The 17,602-nt window shown below is 65.7% G+C and carries 18 protein-coding genes; 6 read left to right on the top strand and 12 right to left on the bottom strand.

Annotated features, from left to right (window positions below):
* Nucleotides 1-22 precede the first annotated feature (22 nt).
* Both HDG39_RS14515 and HDG39_RS14520 read left to right on the top strand, forming a co-directional pair.
* A complete protein-coding gene (locus HDG39_RS14515; RefSeq protein ID WP_018421817.1) occupies nucleotides 23-436 on the top strand; it encodes a VOC family protein in 414 nt (137 codons plus the stop codon).
* Between the two features lie 19 nt (nucleotides 437-455).
* Nucleotides 456-1,196, top strand: coding sequence for a 16S rRNA (uracil(1498)-N(3))-methyltransferase (locus HDG39_RS14520; RefSeq protein WP_184006543.1), 741 nt, complete (start codon nucleotides 456-458; stop codon nucleotides 1,194-1,196).
* 129 nt (nucleotides 1,197-1,325) lie between these two features.
* Here the strand turns inward: HDG39_RS14520 and HDG39_RS14525 are convergent, their stop codons facing one another.
* From HDG39_RS14525 to HDG39_RS14535, 3 genes are all read right to left on the bottom strand, one after another.
* Nucleotides 1,326-1,886: a barstar family protein gene (locus tag HDG39_RS14525; RefSeq protein WP_260327849.1), complete on the bottom strand. Its 561-nt coding sequence runs from the start codon at nucleotides 1,884-1,886 to the stop codon at nucleotides 1,326-1,328.
* Between the two features lie 16 nt (nucleotides 1,887-1,902).
* Nucleotides 1,903-2,316: a ribonuclease gene (locus HDG39_RS14530; RefSeq protein WP_184006545.1), complete on the bottom strand. Its 414-nt coding sequence runs from the start codon at nucleotides 2,314-2,316 to the stop codon at nucleotides 1,903-1,905.
* Nucleotides 2,317-2,735: 419 nt separating this feature from the next.
* On the bottom strand, nucleotides 2,736-5,075 hold the full coding sequence (locus HDG39_RS14535; protein ID WP_184006546.1) for an NADP-dependent malic enzyme: 2,340 nt from the start codon (nucleotides 5,073-5,075) through the stop codon (nucleotides 2,736-2,738).
* Between the two features lie 179 nt (nucleotides 5,076-5,254).
* Here HDG39_RS14535 and thiL point away from each other — a divergent pair, with 179 nt between their 5' ends.
* From thiL to HDG39_RS14555, 4 genes are all read left to right on the top strand, one after another.
* Nucleotides 5,255-6,256 carry a thiamine-phosphate kinase gene (gene thiL / locus HDG39_RS14540; protein WP_184006547.1) on the top strand — a complete coding sequence of 334 codons (1,002 nt, stop codon included), beginning with the start codon at nucleotides 5,255-5,257 and terminating at the stop codon, nucleotides 6,254-6,256.
* Complete coding sequence (locus tag HDG39_RS14545) at nucleotides 6,246-6,821, top strand: phosphatidylglycerophosphatase A family protein (protein ID WP_184006548.1); 576 nt, start codon at nucleotides 6,246-6,248, stop codon at nucleotides 6,819-6,821. Before thiL ends, HDG39_RS14545 begins: the two co-directional genes overlap by 11 nt.
* A 108-nt stretch (nucleotides 6,822-6,929) precedes the next feature.
* Complete coding sequence (locus HDG39_RS14550) at nucleotides 6,930-7,430, top strand: CinA family protein (protein ID WP_184006549.1); 501 nt, start codon at nucleotides 6,930-6,932, stop codon at nucleotides 7,428-7,430.
* Nucleotides 7,431-7,462: 32 nt separating this feature from the next.
* On the top strand, nucleotides 7,463-7,993 hold the full coding sequence (locus HDG39_RS14555) for a cupin domain-containing protein (RefSeq protein WP_184006550.1): 531 nt from the start codon (nucleotides 7,463-7,465) through the stop codon (nucleotides 7,991-7,993).
* Nucleotides 7,994-8,044: 51 nt separating this feature from the next.
* Here HDG39_RS14555 and pyrF read toward each other — a convergent pair whose 3' ends face one another.
* The 9 genes from pyrF to HDG39_RS14600 all read right to left on the bottom strand — a co-directional run bounded on the left by pyrF (nucleotide 8,045) and on the right by HDG39_RS14600 (nucleotide 17,580).
* Nucleotides 8,045-8,860: an orotidine-5'-phosphate decarboxylase gene (pyrF, locus tag HDG39_RS14560; RefSeq protein WP_184006551.1), complete on the bottom strand. Its 816-nt coding sequence runs from the start codon at nucleotides 8,858-8,860 to the stop codon at nucleotides 8,045-8,047.
* A 162-nt stretch (nucleotides 8,861-9,022) separates the two neighbouring features.
* Nucleotides 9,023-10,084 carry an aldose 1-epimerase gene (locus HDG39_RS14565; protein ID WP_184006552.1) on the bottom strand — a complete coding sequence of 354 codons (1,062 nt, stop codon included), beginning with the start codon at nucleotides 10,082-10,084 and terminating at the stop codon, nucleotides 9,023-9,025.
* A 220-nt stretch (nucleotides 10,085-10,304) separates the two neighbouring features.
* Nucleotides 10,305-11,246: an SMP-30/gluconolactonase/LRE family protein gene (locus HDG39_RS14570; RefSeq protein ID WP_184006553.1), complete on the bottom strand. Its 942-nt coding sequence runs from the start codon at nucleotides 11,244-11,246 to the stop codon at nucleotides 10,305-10,307.
* Entirely contained in the window at nucleotides 11,243-12,043 is an 801-nt protein-coding gene (locus HDG39_RS14575) for an SDR family NAD(P)-dependent oxidoreductase (protein WP_184006554.1), read from the bottom strand. The genes HDG39_RS14570 and HDG39_RS14575 overlap by 4 nt, the downstream gene beginning before the upstream one ends.
* Before the next feature lie 51 nt (nucleotides 12,044-12,094).
* Nucleotides 12,095-13,111: an L-arabinose ABC transporter permease AraH gene (gene araH, locus HDG39_RS14580; RefSeq protein ID WP_184006555.1), complete on the bottom strand. Its 1,017-nt coding sequence runs from the start codon at nucleotides 13,109-13,111 to the stop codon at nucleotides 12,095-12,097.
* Between the two features lie 54 nt (nucleotides 13,112-13,165).
* Nucleotides 13,166-14,740 (bottom strand): L-arabinose ABC transporter ATP-binding protein AraG, encoded by a 1,575-nt coding sequence (gene araG / locus HDG39_RS14585; RefSeq protein WP_184006556.1) that lies wholly within the window; start codon nucleotides 14,738-14,740, stop codon nucleotides 13,166-13,168.
* A gap of 262 nt (nucleotides 14,741-15,002) precedes the next feature.
* Nucleotides 15,003-16,001, bottom strand: coding sequence for an arabinose ABC transporter substrate-binding protein (locus HDG39_RS14590; RefSeq protein WP_018421833.1), 999 nt, complete (start codon nucleotides 15,999-16,001; stop codon nucleotides 15,003-15,005).
* Nucleotides 16,002-16,120: 119 nt separating this feature from the next.
* On the bottom strand, nucleotides 16,121-16,903 hold the full coding sequence (locus HDG39_RS14595; protein ID WP_018421834.1) for an SDR family oxidoreductase: 783 nt from the start codon (nucleotides 16,901-16,903) through the stop codon (nucleotides 16,121-16,123).
* A complete protein-coding gene (locus HDG39_RS14600) occupies nucleotides 16,900-17,580 on the bottom strand; it encodes a 2-dehydro-3-deoxy-6-phosphogalactonate aldolase (RefSeq protein WP_184006557.1) in 681 nt (226 codons plus the stop codon). Before HDG39_RS14600 ends, HDG39_RS14595 begins: the two co-directional genes overlap by 4 nt.
* Nucleotides 17,581-17,602: the final 22 nt, after the last annotated feature.

The following is a 17,602-nucleotide window of genomic DNA, read 5'->3' on the forward strand; positions in this document are numbered from 1 at the left end:
CCCACGAGATCCGGAGAACTCCATGACCGCCCCCCGCCCCGCCGGTGTGCCCTGGCTGACCCCCTATCTGACCGTGCGCGACGCGCGCGCGTCGACGGCGTTTTTCTCGGCGGCGTTCGGTTTCGACGTGCGCGACAGCGTGCAGGACGACGGCGTCGTCATGCACGTCGAGATGACCTATCAAGACCAGCTGATCGTGATGTTCGCGCCTGAAGGCGCGTTCGGCTCGACCGCGAAGACGCCGAAAAGCGCGGGCACAATCGCGCCCCAATCGTTCTATGTCTATGTCGAGGACGTCGACGCCGTGTATGCTCGCGCGCTCGCGGCCGGCGCGAAGTCGCTGAGCGAGCCACAGGACCAGTTCTGGGGCGACCGCTTCGCGCAGGTCGAGGATATCGACGGCTATCGCTGGGCACTCGCCCGCCACCTTTCCTGAATTCAAGAGTCTCCCGTCGATGCCCCGTTTTTTTGTTGATATGCCGCTTTACGCCGACGACGTGATCGCACTGCCCGACGACGTCGTGCGCCACGTGGCCGTGCTGCGTCTGCAGCCAGGCGATTCCCTGGCATTGTTCAACGGCCAGGGCGGCGAATACGGCGCCGAACTCGTCGAGGTCGAGCGTCGTGCGGCTCGCGTGAAAATCGGCGAATTTCGCGCGATCGAGGTCGAGCCGCCGTATCGGCTGACGCTCGCCCAAGGCATCGCCGGCGGCGACAAGATGGACTGGCTGATCGAGAAGGCGGTCGAACTCGGCGCCTCGGGCTTCGTGCCGCTCGGGACCGCGCGCAGCGTCGTGCGGCTTACCGGCGAGCGCGCGCAGCGGCGGCAGCAGCACTGGCAGGGTGTGGTGCGGGCGTCGTGCGAACAGTGCGGACGCAATCGGCTCCCGGACGTGATGCCGGTGTGCGAGATTGGCGCGTGGCTCGATACGCTGTCGCGCGAGCCGGCGCCTGACGAGTTGCGCCTGCTGTTGTCGCCGCGCTCGAGCATCGGCTTTGCGGCGCTGCCTGACGCGCCGCCGCCTGGTGGCGTGACGCTGCTGATCGGCCCCGAAGGTGGCCTTTCCGCCGACGAGGAAGCCGCCGCCGTCGAACAGGGCTTTACCGCGATTGGCTTGGGACCGCGTGTGCTGCGCACCGAGACCGCCGGAATCGCAGTGTTGGCGGGGCTCGCGGCGCGCTGGGGCGGCTGGTGAGCGGGAGCTTGCCCAAGCAGCGCGACAAAAGCAAAGGCCCGCCAATTAGCGGGCCTTTGCCGTTTATACCGCGACGTTCACTGTCAGACTCAAGCAGCTACGCCTGAACAGGCGAAAATCAGGCGAACCTCAAGCGAACGAGTAGAACACCCGGAACGCGACCTTGCGCTCGGCCCAGAATTCGGCCGCTTCACGGAACACGTCGAGCAGCGTCTCGCGCCCTTCCTTGTCGAATTTCTGCGCGATCGGCAGGTGTTCGAGCACGATCACGAAGCCGGGCTGCGCGCCGGCCTTTTGCACGAGGTCGGTCAGGCAGTCGTAGAGCGCGTCGTAGTTCTTGCCGAAATGCTTGGGAAACAGGAACGACGTCGCGATCGTCTCGAGCACTTCCTGCTTCGAGGCGGCGTTCGCGCAGTACGCATACAGAAAGTGCTGGCCGAGCCGGTTGGCCTCGTCGGCGAGATCCTGCACGCGGAACGCGCGGATCGACTGCACGATGTTCGGCCGCACCGTCCTGAACAGGCTCATGGGCTCCTCGTTCGATGAAACCACCGTGCCAGCCTCGCTTTGATTGTCGCGACCCTGCTCGTCGGCGCGCATCTTCATGACGCGTTGGAACAAATTGCCGTCGCCGGCCGCGAAAAGATCCGTCGCGACTCCGGAATCGTGCGCGTAGATGTTGTCGCTCATGCCGTTCATCCCAATGTCATTCAACAATATGGTTAAAACTGGTGTAATGGTCGTCCGAGTAATAACAATGGTCGGTTCGCTGTAGCGGACCTCCGCAGACGATGCGACGCGCCCCGCGGTTACGCGCGTGAGGCGTGGGGACGGTGTATTCGTGGTAATAGCCGCGCCGATGGGCGGGCAGCACCCGTTCGTAGTTGCCGAATACGATGCCGTCCTTCTGATACGGGTAAGGCCCGCCGGCGGCAATGAGGTTCAACGTATCGACCGCCTCGCGCGGCAATTGCGCCAGCGCGGTGGTGCCCACCTGCGCTTCCACCCCAGCTGGCGCCGAGTAATCTCGCGCCAGCGCTTCGGGCGCGGAACTGGACAACGCGCAGAGCGCGGCGGCACCGATCAGCACGCCTTTCAAGCGCAACCAGTTGCGTGCCATGTATCAGGTTTCCCCGCTGTCAGATCACGAGTTTGACGACCATGAAAGTCGTAAGGGTATCGCTAATAGCCTTTGGAATCAACGTTCGACGGCCGATGGCACCCCGCCTCACCCCCGCGGAAAAGCCGGTGGCGGGGACTTTGACGACTTTTGACAGAATGTTTAGCTCGATCGGGCTAAACTGAGCTCAACCGTGATCGAACGCAGCGCAGGCGGTGCAAGCGGCCGCCGGCCGAGGCGCTCGATTGCGGTTGTTAGAGCCTGAAACCACTCAGCCGAAAGGCTGTGCCATTGCCATTTTTCGGGGTGGCGATCCCCCGCTTGCCCTGAGGGCGTGCCCATTGCGGGCACGCCTTTTTTCAGGTGCGCCGGTGGGAAAACCGGCGCCGGGCCTGTCGCGGCCCGATCGCGATGCGCAGTTAGCGGGTTGCGCTGACGTCCGCGACCAGCAGCGCCGCCATGTTGACGATCCGGCGCACCGTCGCCGACGGCGTCAGCACGTGCACCGGCTTCGCCGCGCCGAGCAGAATTGGGCCAATCGCAATGTTGTTGCCGGCCGCCGTCTTCAGCAGGTTGTACGAGATATTGGCCGCGTCGATGTTCGGCAGCACCAGCAGGTTCGCGTCGCCTTCGAGCGTCGAATCGGGCAATACCTCACGGCGCAGGTTGGCGTCGAGCGCGACGTCGCCGTGCATTTCGCCGTCAACTTGCAGCCCCGGCGCGCGTTCGCGCAGGATCTCGAGGGTATCGCGCATTTTCTGCGCCGTCGGCGCGTTGCTCGAACCGAAGTTCGAGTGCGACACGAGTGCAACCTTCGGCTCGATGCCGAAACGGCGCACTTCCTCGGCTGCCATGATCGTGATCTCAGCCAGCTCGGCCGGTGTCGGATCAACGTTCACGTGCGTATCGACGAGGAAAATCTGCCGATTCGGCAGCACCAGCGCGTTCATCGCCGCATAGACCTTCGCACCGGGCTTCTTGCCGATCACCTGATCGATGAAGTGCAGGTGGCGGTGCGTGGTGCTGACCGTGCCGCAGATCATGCCGTCCGCCTCGCCCTTCTTGACCATCATCGAGCCAATCAGCGTGGTGCGGCGGCGCATCTCGAGCTTGGCCATTTGAGTGGTGATGCCTCTGCGTGACATCATCTTCGCGTATTCCTGCCAGAACTCGCGGTAACGTTCGTCATGATCGGTGTTGACGACCGTGTAGTCCTGCCCTGCGACGAGCCGCAGGCCATAACGCGCGATCCGCTGCTCGATCACTGCCGGCCGGCCGATCAGGATCGGCTTCGCGAGCTTTTCGTCGACGATGATCTGCATCGCGCGCAGCACACGCTCTTCTTCGCCTTCCGCGAACACGATGCGCTTCTTCTCCGGCTCGACGCTGCGTGCGAGCTGGAAGATCGGCTTCATCGTCGTGCCGCTGTGATAAACGAACTGCTGCAGATGCTGCGCGTACGCGTCCATGTCCTCGATCGGACGCTCGGCGACGCCGCATTCCATCGCGGCCTTCGCCACCGCGGGCGCGACCTTCACGATCAGACGCGGATCGAAGGGTTTCGGTATCAGGTATTCCGGTCCGAACGATAGATCCTGGATGCCGTACGCGGTCGCGACGATGTCGCTCTGCTCCTGGCGCGCCAGCTCGGCGATCGCGTTGACGGCGGCGATTTCCATTTCGCGCGTGACCGTCGTCGCGCCGGCGTCGAGCGCGCCGCGGAACAGAAACGGGAACACGAGCACGTTGTTGACCTGGTTCGGGTAGTCGGTGCGGCCCGTGCACAGCACCGCGTCCGGGCGCACTTCGAGCGCGAGTTCCGGCAGGATTTCCGGCGTCGGGTTCGCAAGCGCGAGGATCAGCGGCCTGGCGGCCATCTGCTTGACCATGTCCTGCTTGAGCACGCCGCCAGCCGACAACCCAAGGAACACGTCCGCGCCTTCGATCACCTCGGCAAGCGAGCGCGCGCCGGTTTCACGCGCGAAACGCTCCTTGTCCGGGTCCATCAGTTCGGTGCGGCCCTTGTACACGACGCCCGCGAGGTCGGTCACGGTGATGTTTTCGAGCGACAGGCCGATGTCGACCAGCAGGTCCAGACACGCGAGCGCCGCCGCGCCCGCGCCCGACGCGACCAGCTTGACTTCCTTGATGTCCTTGCCGACGACCTTCAGGCCGTTGGTGACCGCCGCCGCGACGACGATCGCGGTGCCGTGCTGGTCGTCGTGGAAGACCGGAATCTTCATGCGCTTGCGGCATTCGCGTTCGACGATGAAGCAGTCCGGCGCCTTGATGTCTTCGAGGTTGATGCCGCCGAAGGTCGGTTCGAGCGCGGCGATCACCTCGACCAGCTTGTGCGGATCGGTCTCGTTGATCTCGATATCGAACACATCGATGCCGGCGAACTTCTTGAACAGGACGGCCTTGCCTTCCATGACCGGCTTCGACGCGAGCGGCCCGATGTTGCCGAGACCCAGCACCGCGGTGCCGTTCGTGACGACGCCAACGAGGTTGCTGCGCGCGGTGAAGCGCGCGGCGTTCAGCGGGTTCTCGACGATTTCCTCGCACGCGAACGCGACGCCAGGCGAATACGCCAGCGCGAGGTCGCGCTGGTTGATCATCTGCTTGGTCGGGGCGATCGCGATTTTGCCGGGAGTCGGGAACTCGTGGTAATCGAGAGCTGCTTCGCGGAGTTTGGTATTGACGGGATTCGACATAAGGCGGGCTTCGGAGGGCAGATTAGAATAGACGTTCGACGGCATTGTAGCCCCAATCGCCTACGCAATTCCTTCAATACGGGTACAACAGCCGCGACTGAAACAGCGTGAAAGCGCGCGTTGCCCGTTGTCCGAATGGTCCGGCGCTTGCAACGGGGTATCACGCTCAATCGCCCTGATCCGCGCTATTTCTCCAACCCGTTCTCCGCTCATCGTCCGCCATCATGCTTTCCGAGTTTTCGCTGATCGACCGTTTCTTTGCCTGCCGCGCCGCCGCCGTGCGGCCCTCCCATGCCGAAGGCGGCACGCTCGGCATTGGCGACGATTGCGCGTTGCTGGCGCCGCCTGCCGGCGAAATGCTGGCGATATCGACGGACATGCTGGTCGAAGGCCGTCACTTCTTCGCCGATATCGATCCCGAAGCGCTCGGTCACAAGGCGCTTGCCGTCAATCTGTCGGACCTCGCCGCAATGGGCGCGCAGCCGCGGGCGTTCACGCTGGCCATCGCGCTGCCGAAAGCCGACGAAACCTGGCTTTCCGGTTTCAGCGAAGGCCTGTTCGCGCTCGCCGAGCGCTACGGTTGCGAGCTGATCGGCGGCGATACGACGAGCGGGCCGCTCAATCTGTGCATTACGGTATTCGGCAGCGTGCCGCCACGAACAGCCTTGCGCCGCGATGCCGCGCAACCCGGCGATGACATCTGGATCTCCGGCACTCTCGGCGACGCGCGCGCCGGCCTCGGCGTGCAGCGCGGCGAATGGTCCGCCGCCCCGAACGACGCCGCGACGTTCCGCCTCGCGCTCGAACGCCCCGAGCCGCGCATCGCGCTCGGCCTCGCGCTGCGCGGCATCGCACACGCGGCGCTCGACCTGTCGGACGGACTCGCCGGCGATCTGCGGCACATCCTCGAACGCTCGTCGGTGGGCGCGAGCGTCGACGTCGATGCGGTGCCGCGCTCGGCCGCGCTACGCCGCCTGCCGCCCGACGTCCAGCAGCGCTGCACGCTCGCCGGCGGCGACGACTACGAGCTGTGCTTCACCGCGCCCACCGCCGCGCGCGCCGCGGTCGAGGCCGCCGCGCAGAAGGCCGCCGTGCCGGTCACCCGCATCGGTACAATAAGCGCACTGGAGGCGACCACCGACCGCCCGGCCATCGCGTGGCGCAACGCCAGCGGCGCGCCGCTCACTCTGACGTTGCAAGGTTTCGATCACTTTCATGCAGAATGACCCCCCGCTCGGCCCCGCCGACGACTTCCTTGGCGGTAAGCCGCCCCAGGCGCCTGGACCGCGCGCGCCGAAGCCTGCTCAGCCGCGCCGCGCCACCGCGCGCTTCATGCTGTCGCATCCAGTCCACCTTGTGTCGCTCGGCTTCGGCAGCGGGCTGTCGCCCGTCGCACCGGGCACGTTCGGCACGCTGCTCGGGTGGGCCTCGTTCGCGGTGCTGAGTCGCTATCTGACAGTTATCGAATGGGGCGTGCTGATCGGCGTCGGCTTTCTCGGCGGCATCGCGTTGTGCGGCTTTACCGCCAAGCGGCTCGGCGTCGAGGATCCCTCGGCGGTCGTGTGGGACGAAATCGTCGCGTTCTGGCTCGTGCTGCTGATCGTCACACCTGCCACGCTCACCGGCCAGGTGTGGGCGTTCCTGATCTTCCGCTTCTTCGACATGGTGAAGCCGCCGCCGATCGGCTACTTCGACCGCCGGCTGAAAGGTGGCTTTGGCATCATGTTCGATGACCTGATCGCCGCATTCTTTACGTTGCTCGTGATTGCGCTGTGGCGGATGTCGGTTTGAGCGCTGCCGGTTCACCGTTCGAGTACCGTTCGACTCTTTTGGTCGCCGCCCGGCCCTGCCGTTCGCCGCGCCGCCCGGCCGGCTTCGTTTTCGGGATTGACTGAGATCATGCCTACCGATTCCGTCGTTCACCAGCTTGCGATCCGCGTGAGCAACCGTCTGCGCGACGAGCGCCTGATGCTCGTGACCGCCGAGTCCTGCACGGGCGGCATGGTCGCGACCGCGATCACCGATATCTCCGGCAGCAGCGGCTGGTTCGAACGCGGCTTCGTCACGTATTCGAACCAGGCGAAGAGCGAAATGATCGGTGTGCCGGCCGACGTGATCGAAAAGCACGGCGCGGTCAGCGAGCCGGTCGCACGAGCGATGGCCGAAGGCGCGTTGCGCAACAGCCGAGCGCAGGTGTCGCTGTCGATCACCGGCGTCGCCGGCCCCGGCGGCGGCACGGAAACCAAGCCGGTCGGCATGGTGTCGTTCGGTTGGAGCAACCGGCTGCATACGTCGGTGGAAACGAAGATTTTCAAGGGCGACCGCGACCAGATCCGCGTGCAGGCCGTGGCGCACGCGCTGCGCGGCCTGCTGGCGCTACTCGACGAACGCGAGCATTGAGCGGCGGCTAACTATCGCTGAGGAGGCGGACAATGCTGGATTCGCGCGCGATCGCGGACGAACTGATCCGCCGCTTCGATTTGAAGCCCCATCCTGAAGGCGGCTTTTTCGCGGAGACCTACCGCTCGGCCGCGCGCGTGCTGCGCGCCGGCGAACCGAACGAGATTGGGAACACCCGTGCGGCGTCGACTGCGATCCATTACTTGCTGTGCGACGGCGCGCATTCGGCGTGGCATCGGATCCGTTCCGATGAAGTCTGGCATTTCTATGCCGGCGAGCCGCTGCTGGTCCACGTGCTCGATGAAAGCGATGCCGGCGGTGCGCTCGTCACGCACCGGCTCGGCAATCCGCTCACGCATCCCGATACGGTCTGTCAAGCCGTCGTGCCGGCCGGCTTGTGGTTCGCGGCCGAGTGCGCCGATCCGGCATCGTTCGCGCTGGTCGGCTGCACGGTTGCGCCGGGTTTCGAATTCAGCGAGTTCGAACTCGCGGAAGTGGACGCGCTAAAGGCGCGGCATCCGCGGCATGCGGGGTTGATCGGGCGGCTCGCACCGGCGCGCTGACGCGCCGCGCCGCCCGCCGCGGGATCGTCCGCCGCGGGGTCGCCCGCCGGTTCAACGAAACGCGTTGATCCGGTCGCGCGTGTCCTTCGCGGCCTGCGCAGCCGCCTGTGCGAAATCGTCGCCCTTGCCCGCGTAGATGATCGCGCGCGAAGAGTTGATCAGCATGCCGGTGCCGTTCGCGGTTCGGCCAGCGCTCACGGTGGCCTGCACGTCACCGCCTTGCGCGCCGATACCAGGAATCAGCAGCGGCATGTCGCCGACGATCCCCCGCACCACTTCGATTTCCTTCGGAAACGTCGCGCCGACCACGAGCCCGAGCTGGCCACTCGCATTCCACTTCTGCGCGACCAGTTGCGCGACGACCTGGTATAACGGCCGGCCGCTTGTCTCGAGAAACTGCAGATCCGAGCCACCCGCGTTCGACGTGCGACACAGCACGATCACTCCCTTGCCTGCGTGCTCGAGATACGGCTCGATCGAATCGAAACCCATGTACGGATTGACCGTCACCGCGTCGGCCTGGTAGCGCTCGAAGGCCTCGCGTGCGTATTGCTCGGCCGTGCTGCCGATATCGCCGCGCTTGGCGTCGAGAATCACCGGCAGGCCCGGATGGTTCGCGTGAATATGGGCGATCAGCTGCTCGAGCTGCTCTTCTGCGCGATGCGCGGCGAAGTAGGCGATCTGCGGCTTGAACGACGACGCGTACGGCGCGGTTGCATCGACGATCGTGCGGCAGAACTCGAAGATCGCGTCGGCGCGGCCCGCGAGCGCGCCGGGAAATTTGCTGGGCTCGGGATCGAGGCCAACGCACAGCAGCGAGTTCGTGCGCTGCCAGGCGTCGTTGAGTGTCTGGATGAAATTGGACATGGTGAGTCTCGCGGCGAGCCGGTAATCGGAGGAGGCGCATATTTTACCTGTCCCACGATCGCCATCCGTCGATGGCGATTACCGCGCGGCCCGCGCTTCATTGGCGATAGCAGCGCCAGGCGCACGTTCGGACGTTCGCCGGCCCGGCGGCTGCGGCTACGGCTATGGCCTGCGCCTCGCGCCACGCCCGCCCGGCATCGAGCGCAGTCCAGTCCGTTCGACCGTGAAGCGGAACATGCGCGTCAATCGCTCGCCGCGCTTGAGCAGCGTCATGCCGTTTTCGCTCGCGCCGCCCGCCAGGTTCATCGCATTGATCGGATGATCGACCGGTTCGAAGCAGAAGAAGTCTTCGCCGGGCGGCGTGTACAGCACGTAATAGTCGGTGTCGGCGGCGATGTTCAGCGACAGACGGCGCTTCGGCCACACCACTGCCGCCTGGCCGCTCCAGCCGGTGAACGCGTGATTGACGATCGTCTCCGGCAGCGGATACGCGACGCCGAACTGCCACGCGGGGGGCGCCGGCACGTGGCGCACCGGCAGCCAGTCGTCGCCCGAGAGCCACAGGCCGCCGGCCGCCGCCGACAGCTCGGTGTCCGCGTCGCGCACGAAGAACGGATGCACGCCGAGCCCGAACGGCAGCGTCTCGCGGCCAGCGTTTTCGATCTCGAGCGAGACGACCAGCGTCGGGCCGTCCAGCGTGTAGGTTTGTGTCGCGCGGAACGCGTACGGCTTGCCGTCGCTGCGGTCGAGCGCGAGACGCACGTGCTCGCGGCCCGCGTCGAGCACCTGCCATTGCGCGAGCCAGCCGTCGCCGTGAATCGGCAGCGGCTCGTCGGCGCGGTTGCGCGGTACCTCGACGCGCCGCCCGGCCACGCTGAAATGGCCGCCGCCGATGCGGTTCGAGTACGGCAAGAGCGGATAGCAGGCCAGCTGGTTCGGTTGCGTATCGACACCGACGTGACTGCAGCGCCGAAAGATCGGCGTCAGCGCGCCGTCGTCGCGCCAGTCGAAGCGGGTCACGCCGCCGCCGAGCGTCGGCGCGACATCGAGACGCAATTGCGAGTTGGCGAGCGTGATGCACGCGACATCGCCGGCGCTGCCTTCGCCGAGGGCCACCGCCGACGTGCTCGGGCCCGCCAGCACGGGATTGGCCGCCGCGGCGAGTCGCGAGCGTCGCGTTTGAGAGGTTGGGGATGAGGCTGAAACGAGATTCGCAACAGTCATATCTGGCTCCATCGAGAGGCGTGGGACGTTGCCGTCAGGGTTGACGGGAGTGGCGGGCGACTTTTTGTGACCAATTCGCCTCGAGTCCGAACTGCATGCTGCCGATTCGTTGCCGGCCGGTCGCGGGCGTATTGCTCGCGGACCGAAACTGCCACATCGACTTCTGCTTCACCTTCAGGATCGCGGCTCCGGCGCGCGGCCGGGGCTGCGTCATTCTGCGCTAGATAGGCGCGCCCTGAAACAGCGGCTCCGCAACACCGCGCCGCGCGAGCGTCGCGACGAACAGGTCGCCCGCGAGCGTATCGGCCGCGCGCGCCGTCGCATCGAGCTCGGCGTAGGCGCTCGTGATGTACAGCGTGTCGAGCGCCGTCTCGCCCTGGGCGCTGCCCGTGGCCTGGCCGAGCGCGGCACCGCCGATCGCGACGCAACTCGGCTGCGTGGTCGGCACGTCGATGCGCTCGGTTTCCACGCCATCGGGACCGTAACGCACCACGCGCGCGCCGCCCCATTGCGCGTTCCACAGGCCGCCGTCGCTGTCGACGGTCGAGCCGTCGGGGATGCCGTTCGCATCGGTCAGGCGAGTGAACAGGCGATCGTTCGCGATGCCGCCGTCCGCGCGATAGTCGCACGCGCGGATCTCACGCGTCGGCGAATCGCAGTAGTACATCGTCGCGCCGTCGGGACTGAATGCGATGCTGTTCGAAATCGCCGGCGCTGGCAACGGTAAAGGTTCGAGCGACAGATCGTGATTCAACCGGTAAAAGCCGGCGACCGTCTGCCGTTGCCCGCTTTCGTCCTTGGTGCCGAACACGAAGCGCCCTTGCCGATCGCAGCGGCCGTCGTTGACGCGTGTATTCATGCCGGGCTCGACGTCGACGATGCGCTGTGTGCTGCCTGTCTGCAGATCGAAAAACGCGAGGTGCGATGCGAGCCCGAGCAGCACGTAGCGCGGGTTTTCGCACAGCGCGAAGGTAGCGAGCCGCTCCGGCATGTCGAACGAATCGCTGCGGCCGTCGGCCGGATCGTAGCGCCACAGCCGCGCGCCTTCGATGTCGGTCCAGTAGAAGCGGCCGCTCCTCGCGCACCAGGTCGCGCCTTCGCCGAGCTCGCATTGCGCGTCGAGCAGCAGCGTGGCCCGCTGCACGCGTGGGCTGACGCTCACGCCCAGCCTCCGTCGACGACGATGTCCTGCGCGGTGATCATGCGGCTGTCGTCGGCGGCGAGGAACAGCGCCATGCGCGCGAGGTCGGCCGGCATCAGCTCGGCGTCGATGCACTGGCCTTCCTTGATCTGGCGGCGGCCGTTGTCGTCGAGCCACAGGCACAACTGCTTCTCGGTCATCACCCAGCCCGGCACCAGCGTGTTGACGCGGATATTGAAGTGGCCGAGGTCGCGCGCGAGTCCGCGCGTCAACCCCTGCACCGCCGACTTCGACATCACGTACACCGGATAGCCGCCGTTCTTCAGCATCCAGCTGATCGAGCCGAGGTTGATGATCGAGCCGCTACGCGCGGCCTTCATGTCCTCCATTACGGCCTGCGCCGCGAAGAACTGATGGCGGATGTTCACGGCGATGCCGGCGTCGAACGACTCGCGCGTCACGTCGCCGATCTGATGGCGCTTGTCGTTCGCAGCGTTGTTGATGAGCACCTGGATCGGACCCAGCGCGGCCTTCACGTCGGCGATCGCTTTTTGCAGCGCGTCGACGTCGGTCAGATCGCAGGCCAGAAACAGCGGCTTGTGCTTCGAATCGCCGAGCTGGTCGGCGAGCGCTTCGCCCGCGCTCGCATCGATATCGAAGAACGCGACGCGCGCGCCCTGCGCCGCGAAGTGCTCGACGAACGATGCGCCGATGCCGGTCGCGCCGCCCGTGATCAGCACCGTACGGTCGACAAGGCTCGGATAGCGCGCGTACGCGGTGTCAGCGAGGCTGGCGTTTGCATTGGCCGGAGACGACATCGTTCGATTCCTTTATGAGCTTGCATGTGCTTGGGATGGGGTGAAAGCGACTCAATCGCGCGAGCCGCGGTTCTTCAACTGGTCGAGCAACACGGCCGCGAGCAGGATCGCGCCGCGCACCAGGTACTGATAGAACGCGTCGATGTTCAGCAGGTTCATCACGTTCTCGACCGTACCCATGATCAGCACGCCGATCACGACGCCCGAGATCGTCGCGCGGCCGCCCAACAGCGACACGCCGCCGAGCACGCACGCGGAGATCACGTTCAGCTCGAAGCCTTCGGCGGCGTTCGGCTGACCCGACGTGATACGCGACGCGAGAATCACCCCGGCGAGCGCGGTGACCGCGCCCTGGATCAGGAAGATGAAGACGCGCGTGCGCTCCACGTTGATACCGGCGAGCCGCGACGCTTCCGGATTACCGCCGATCGCCAGCGTATTGCGGCCGTACACGGTCTGGTTAAGCATCACGCCGAACACGATGAAGCAGATCAGCGTGACCCAGATCGGCAGCGACACGCCGAAGAACGTCAGGCCGCCGAGCGCGATGAACGTATCCGACGACACGCCGACCGCCTGCCCATGCGACACGATGAAGCCGAGGCCACGGACGATTTCCATCGTCGCGAGCGTCGTGATCAGCGCGTTGATGCGCAGATAAGCGATCACCGCGCCGTTGACGAAGCCGATCACCCCGCCCGCCGCGACCGCCGCGACGATGGCGATGACCGTGCTGTTGGTCGCGTTGAGCACCATCGCGCACAGCACGCCGGCGAACGCGACGGTCGAGCCGACCGACAGGTCGAAGTCGCGCGACGCGAGACAGAACATCATCGTGCACGCGACCATGCCGATCTGCGAGATCGACAGCGCGAGGCCGAGCATGTTCTCGATCGAGAAGAAATGATCGACGGTCAGCGACATCGTGACGAACATCACGATGAAGATCACGATCAGGCTGTACTCGGTGATCTGCTGCCACCACTTGGCCTTGTCGCCCGTCTGCGGAATCAGCGCGTCGGCCGCGCTCTTGGCGGCCTGCTGCGCGAGGTTTTCTCTGGCTTGCATGTTCAATACTCCTCCCCGTTCCCCACGGGTTGCGGACTCGCGTCCGGATAAGGTTCAGGCCGCGCGCGAGCCGCTCTGGTTGGCGGCGTTCGCGTTCGCATTTGCGTTCGGGTTTGCGTTATCAGGCAGCGCGGTCGAGCTTTGCGGCAGCGCGAGGCTCAACACCGACTGCTCGGTCGCGTCCTGGCGCGCCAGCTCGCCGGAAATGCGGCCCTGGCGCATCACGACGATCCGGTCGGACACGCCGAGCACTTCGGGCAATTCCGACGAAATCATCACGATCGCGCAGCCGCGCTCCGCGAGCTGATAGATGACGTTGTAGATCTCGTGCTTCGCGCCGACGTCGATGCCGCGAGTCGGTTCGTCGAGAATCACGACTTTCAGATCGGGCTCGGCGAGCCAGCGCGACAGAATCGCCTTCTGCTGATTGCCGCCCGACAGGAAGCGGATCTTCTGCCGCCGATGCGGCGTCTTGATCTTCAGCAGCTTGATGAAACGGTCCGCCGTCTGCGCCTCCTTCTTGCGATCGAGAAACACGCCCGCGCGCAAATAGTGACGGCGGCAGCTAATGTTGATGTTCTCCGCGACGCTCGCCATCGCGACGATGCCCTCTTCCTTGCGATCCTCGGGGCACAGCACGATGCCGTGTTTAATGGCCTCGCCCGCGCTGCGCACCTTGATCGGCTTGCCGTCGAGCACGAGTTCGCCGCCCTTGCGATGCTCGGCGCCATACACCAGATGCATCAGCTCGCTGCGGCCCGCGCCGACGAGTCCGAAGAAGCCGACGATCTCGCCGCGCCGCACCTCGAAGCTCGCCGGTTGCGCGAGCGGATGACCTTCGATCGCCTTCGCCGCGAAACGCACTTCGCCGAGCGGCCGCGCCGAATAGCTATAGATGTCCGAAATTTCGCGCCCGACCATCTCGCTGACGATCGTGTCGCGCGACACGCCTTCGAGCGTCGGATGCGACGCGACCTTGCGGCCGTCGCGGAAGATCGTGCACGCGTCGCACAGCTCGTAGATCTCGTCCATCCGATGCGAGATGTAGATCATCGCGCGGTTGTCGGCGCGCAGATCGCGCACCAGCTTGAACAGCAGCTCGGTCTCGCGGTGCGACAGCGAGCTGGTCGGCTCGTCGAGCGCGATGACGCGCGCGTTGCGCATCAGCGCCTTGCAGATTTCGACCATCTGCCGCTGCGCGATCGACAGCTTGCGCAGCTTCGCGTTCGGATCGAGCGCGACGCCCATCGCTTCGAGCCGTTCGCGCACGAAGCGCTTCGCCTCGCGCTTGTTGACCCAGCCGAGCGCATTGGGCAGCTGGCCGAGCAGCAGATTTTCCGCGACCGTGAGGTCGGGCACGTACTGCAGTTCCTGGTGAATCACCGCGATGCCGGCACCGATCGACGCGGCCGCGCTCGGAAAGCGCACCTCGTTGCCGTCGATCATCATGCGGCCCGAATCGGGCTGATACTCGCCGCCGAGAATTTTCAGCAGCGTCGATTTTCCCGCGCCGTTTTCGCCCATCAGGCCGTGCACCTGGCCGACGTTGACGTCGAAGGACACACCGTCGAGCGCACGCACGCCTGGAAAAACCTTGCCGATATTGTCAAAACGTAGCGTCGCTGACACTTCGCCTCCTTGTCGACCGGAGTTAGCGCTTTAGCGCTTACTCCGGTCCCATGCAGTTTCATCGCGGTCGACCGGAGTTAGCGCTTTAGCGCTTACTCCGGTCCCATGCAAGATATTGCTGCGTCATGTTGACCGTACGCGTATCGCGCGCGGTCCGTCTGTCTACCGCAGATCTTCTCTCGCCGCCGGCGCGCCGTCTCCTGCGATAGGCAGGGAAAGCGACGCGCCGGCGGTGTACTTCATACCACCGCAAGTCTTGCGACTACTTCGACGCGAGGCCCATCTTCTCGCGCACTTCGCCGACGTTGTCGCGCGTCGCCAGCATGCCGGTCGTCAGCGTCAGCAGCGGCGGTTCCTTGCCCTGCGTGATCCACGTGTACATCAGTTCCGAGGTTTCCTCGCCGTGGCGCTTCGGGCTGATGATCACGGTGCCGAAGAAGCCCGTCGGCTGCGGCTTCTTGAACTCGTTCATCGCGGACTCCGAACCGCCGATGCCGATGCCGATCATGTTGTCGGCCTTGAAGCCGCGGCCTTCCGCCGCGCGCACCGCGCCGAGCACGCCTTCGTCGTTCAGCGCGTAAGCGACCCAGTGCTTGAACTGCGGGTTCTTCGTCAGCGCGATGTTGGCGGCGTTGAACGCGTTTTCCGTGTCGGTCTTCGCCTGCGGCGCGGTGACGATGTTCGCTTTCGGGAAGCCCGCTGCGACCAGCGCGTCGGTGGCGCCCGTGGTGCGGTCATGCGCGGTCGGCAACTGCTCGTAGGTCACGTCGATCGCGCCGACGTCCTTCATGTCCCAGCCGCGTTTCTTGATTTCAGCCGCGATGCCGTCGCCGACCTGCTTGCCGATGTTATACGCCGAGATGCCCATGTGCGGCACCGCTTCGATCGGCTTGCCCGCGCCGTCGACGAGGCGGTCGTCGACCGTCATCATCTTCAGGCCGTCCGCCTTCGCCTTCGCGACGATGCCCGGCCCGAGCTTGACGTCGGGTGTGCAGATCACGAAGCCCTGTGCCTTCTGCGCGGCGAGGTTATCGATCGCGCTCATCACCTTCTCGCCCGACGGCGCGCCGATCTTCACGAGCGTGAAGCCCTTCTGCTTGGCGGCCATCTCGGCGAATTTCCATTCGTCCTGGAACCACGGTTCTTCCGGCTGCTTCACGAGGAAGCCGATCTTGACCGAATCGGCGGCCTGTACGACCGGTGCGTTGAAGAGCACACCCGCCGCCGCCGCTGCCAGCGTGAGGAAAATTCTGCGTTTCATAATGCGTGTCTCCTGACTAATTGATAACGAGAAGGTATTGGCCGCGTCTTCTTGTACCGGTCTGACACACGCGGCCAGCGCGTCGTCCGGTGTTCTGTGCATCTGTTCGCGATGCGAATTCAGTCGTGATACAGCGCCGAGCGTCCGCCATCGACGGTAATGCAGCTCGCGTTGATGAACGGCGCCTCGTCCGAAGCGAGGAACACCGCGGTCATCGCCACCTCTTCCGGGCGCCCGATGCGCTTCATCGGCTGCAGATCGAGTGTCGCCTGCTTCGCGGCGGCCGGATCGGACTGCTCGTTCCACCAGTCGTGCGTCAGCTGCGTCTCGATGTAGCCCGGCGCGATCGCGTTCACGCGCACGTTGCGAGGCGCGTACTCGATGCCGAGCGCGCGCGTCAGGCCAATCACGCCGTGCTTCGCGACCGGGTACGGAAAGCAGCCCGGGATGATCTTGAACGCGTGCGTCGACGCGATGTTCACGATGCTGCCCGCGCCACGCTCGACCATGCCCGGCAGCACCGCGCGACAGCCGTTCCACACGCCGTCGAGATCGACCGCGAAGCAGCGCCGCCAGTCGGCGTCGGTCATCGTCAGCGGATCGCAGAACACGTTGATGCCCGCGTTGTTGACGAGGATGTCGAGCGCACCGAACGCGCGTTCGCCTTCGCTGACCGCGTGCTGCACCGACGCGGGTTGCGTCACGTCGGTCTGCACCGCGAGCACGCGCGCGCCGGCGCCAACGTCTGCCTCGATCTGCGCGGCCGTACGCTGCGCCAGGTCGAGGTCGAGTTCCGCCAGCACGACCGCCGCGCCCTCGCGCGCGAACGCCAGCGCGATCGCCGCGCCGATGCCACGCCCGGCGCCGGTTACGAGAGCGGCTTTGCCGGCGAGCCGGTTCATTTCTTCACGCCCGCGCGGGCGATCCGCAGGCCGTTGATGAACGCCTTCGCATGCGACGCGGTCACCGCCGCGCTCTGGCCCGGCTTGTACAGCGCCGAGCCGAGGCCGAAACCGTTCGCGCCGGCGCTCAGGAACGGCCCCATGTTGTCCGGCGTGACGCCGCCGACCGGCACGAGCGGCACCTGCGCCGCGATCACCGCGCGCCATGCCTTGACGACCTGGCAGCCGAGCTGCTCGGCGGGGAACATCTTCAGCACGTCCGCGCCGTTCTTCAGCGCGACGAACGCCTCGGTCGGCGTCGCGACGCCGGGCGCGCAGGCGAGGCCCCGCGCCTTCGCGGCGATCACGACTTCCGGATCGCTGTGCGGCATCACGATGAGTTCGCCGCCCGCAGCCTTCACGTCGTCCACGAACAGCGGATGCAGCACCGTGCCCGCGCCGACGATCGCGTCGGCCGGCAGCACCTTGCGGATCGCCGAGATGCTGTCGAACGGCTGCGGCGAATTGAGCGGTACTTCGACGATGCGAAAACCGGCTTCGTACAGGGCCTGACCGTGATCGGCCGCGTCGGCGGGCGTGACGCCGCGCAGGATCGCGATCAGCGGACAGGCTTCGAACGCGGCGATCAGACCCGCGTGCGGCATGTACGGTGCGGGCAGATTGATGTGTGGTTGCATGTCGGTTCCTTGTTTCGTGAGC

This window comes from Paraburkholderia lebeckiae, assembly GCF_014201005.1.
GTDB lineage: Bacteria > Pseudomonadota > Gammaproteobacteria > Burkholderiales > Burkholderiaceae > Paraburkholderia > Paraburkholderia tuberum.

Coding starts and splice junctions, on each gene's coding strand:
- HDG39_RS14515 (WP_018421817.1), top strand. CDS start 23: ATGACCGCCCCCCGCCCCGCCGGTGTGCCCTGGCTGACCCCCTATCTG.
- HDG39_RS14520 (WP_184006543.1), top strand. CDS start 456: ATGCCCCGTTTTTTTGTTGATATGCCGCTTTACGCCGACGACGTGATC.
- HDG39_RS14525 (WP_260327849.1), bottom strand. CDS start 1,886: ATGAGCGACAACATCTACGCGCACGATTCCGGAGTCGCGACGGATCTT.
- HDG39_RS14530 (WP_184006545.1), bottom strand. CDS start 2,316: ATGGCACGCAACTGGTTGCGCTTGAAAGGCGTGCTGATCGGTGCCGCC.
- HDG39_RS14535 (WP_184006546.1), bottom strand. CDS start 5,075: ATGCCGTCGAACGTCTATTCTAATCTGCCCTCCGAAGCCCGCCTTATG.
- thiL (WP_184006547.1), top strand. CDS start 5,255: ATGCTTTCCGAGTTTTCGCTGATCGACCGTTTCTTTGCCTGCCGCGCC.
- HDG39_RS14545 (WP_184006548.1), top strand. CDS start 6,246: ATGCAGAATGACCCCCCGCTCGGCCCCGCCGACGACTTCCTTGGCGGT.
- HDG39_RS14550 (WP_184006549.1), top strand. CDS start 6,930: ATGCCTACCGATTCCGTCGTTCACCAGCTTGCGATCCGCGTGAGCAAC.
- HDG39_RS14555 (WP_184006550.1), top strand. CDS start 7,463: ATGCTGGATTCGCGCGCGATCGCGGACGAACTGATCCGCCGCTTCGAT.
- pyrF (WP_184006551.1), bottom strand. CDS start 8,860: ATGTCCAATTTCATCCAGACACTCAACGACGCCTGGCAGCGCACGAAC.
- HDG39_RS14565 (WP_184006552.1), bottom strand. CDS start 10,084: ATGACTGTTGCGAATCTCGTTTCAGCCTCATCCCCAACCTCTCAAACG.
- HDG39_RS14575 (WP_184006554.1), bottom strand. CDS start 12,043: ATGTCGTCTCCGGCCAATGCAAACGCCAGCCTCGCTGACACCGCGTAC.
- araH (WP_184006555.1), bottom strand. CDS start 13,111: ATGCAAGCCAGAGAAAACCTCGCGCAGCAGGCCGCCAAGAGCGCGGCC.
- HDG39_RS14590 (WP_018421833.1), bottom strand. CDS start 16,001: ATGAAACGCAGAATTTTCCTCACGCTGGCAGCGGCGGCGGCGGGTGTG.
- HDG39_RS14595 (WP_018421834.1), bottom strand. CDS start 16,903: ATGAACCGGCTCGCCGGCAAAGCCGCTCTCGTAACCGGCGCCGGGCGT.
- HDG39_RS14600 (WP_184006557.1), bottom strand. CDS start 17,580: ATGCAACCACACATCAATCTGCCCGCACCGTACATGCCGCACGCGGGT.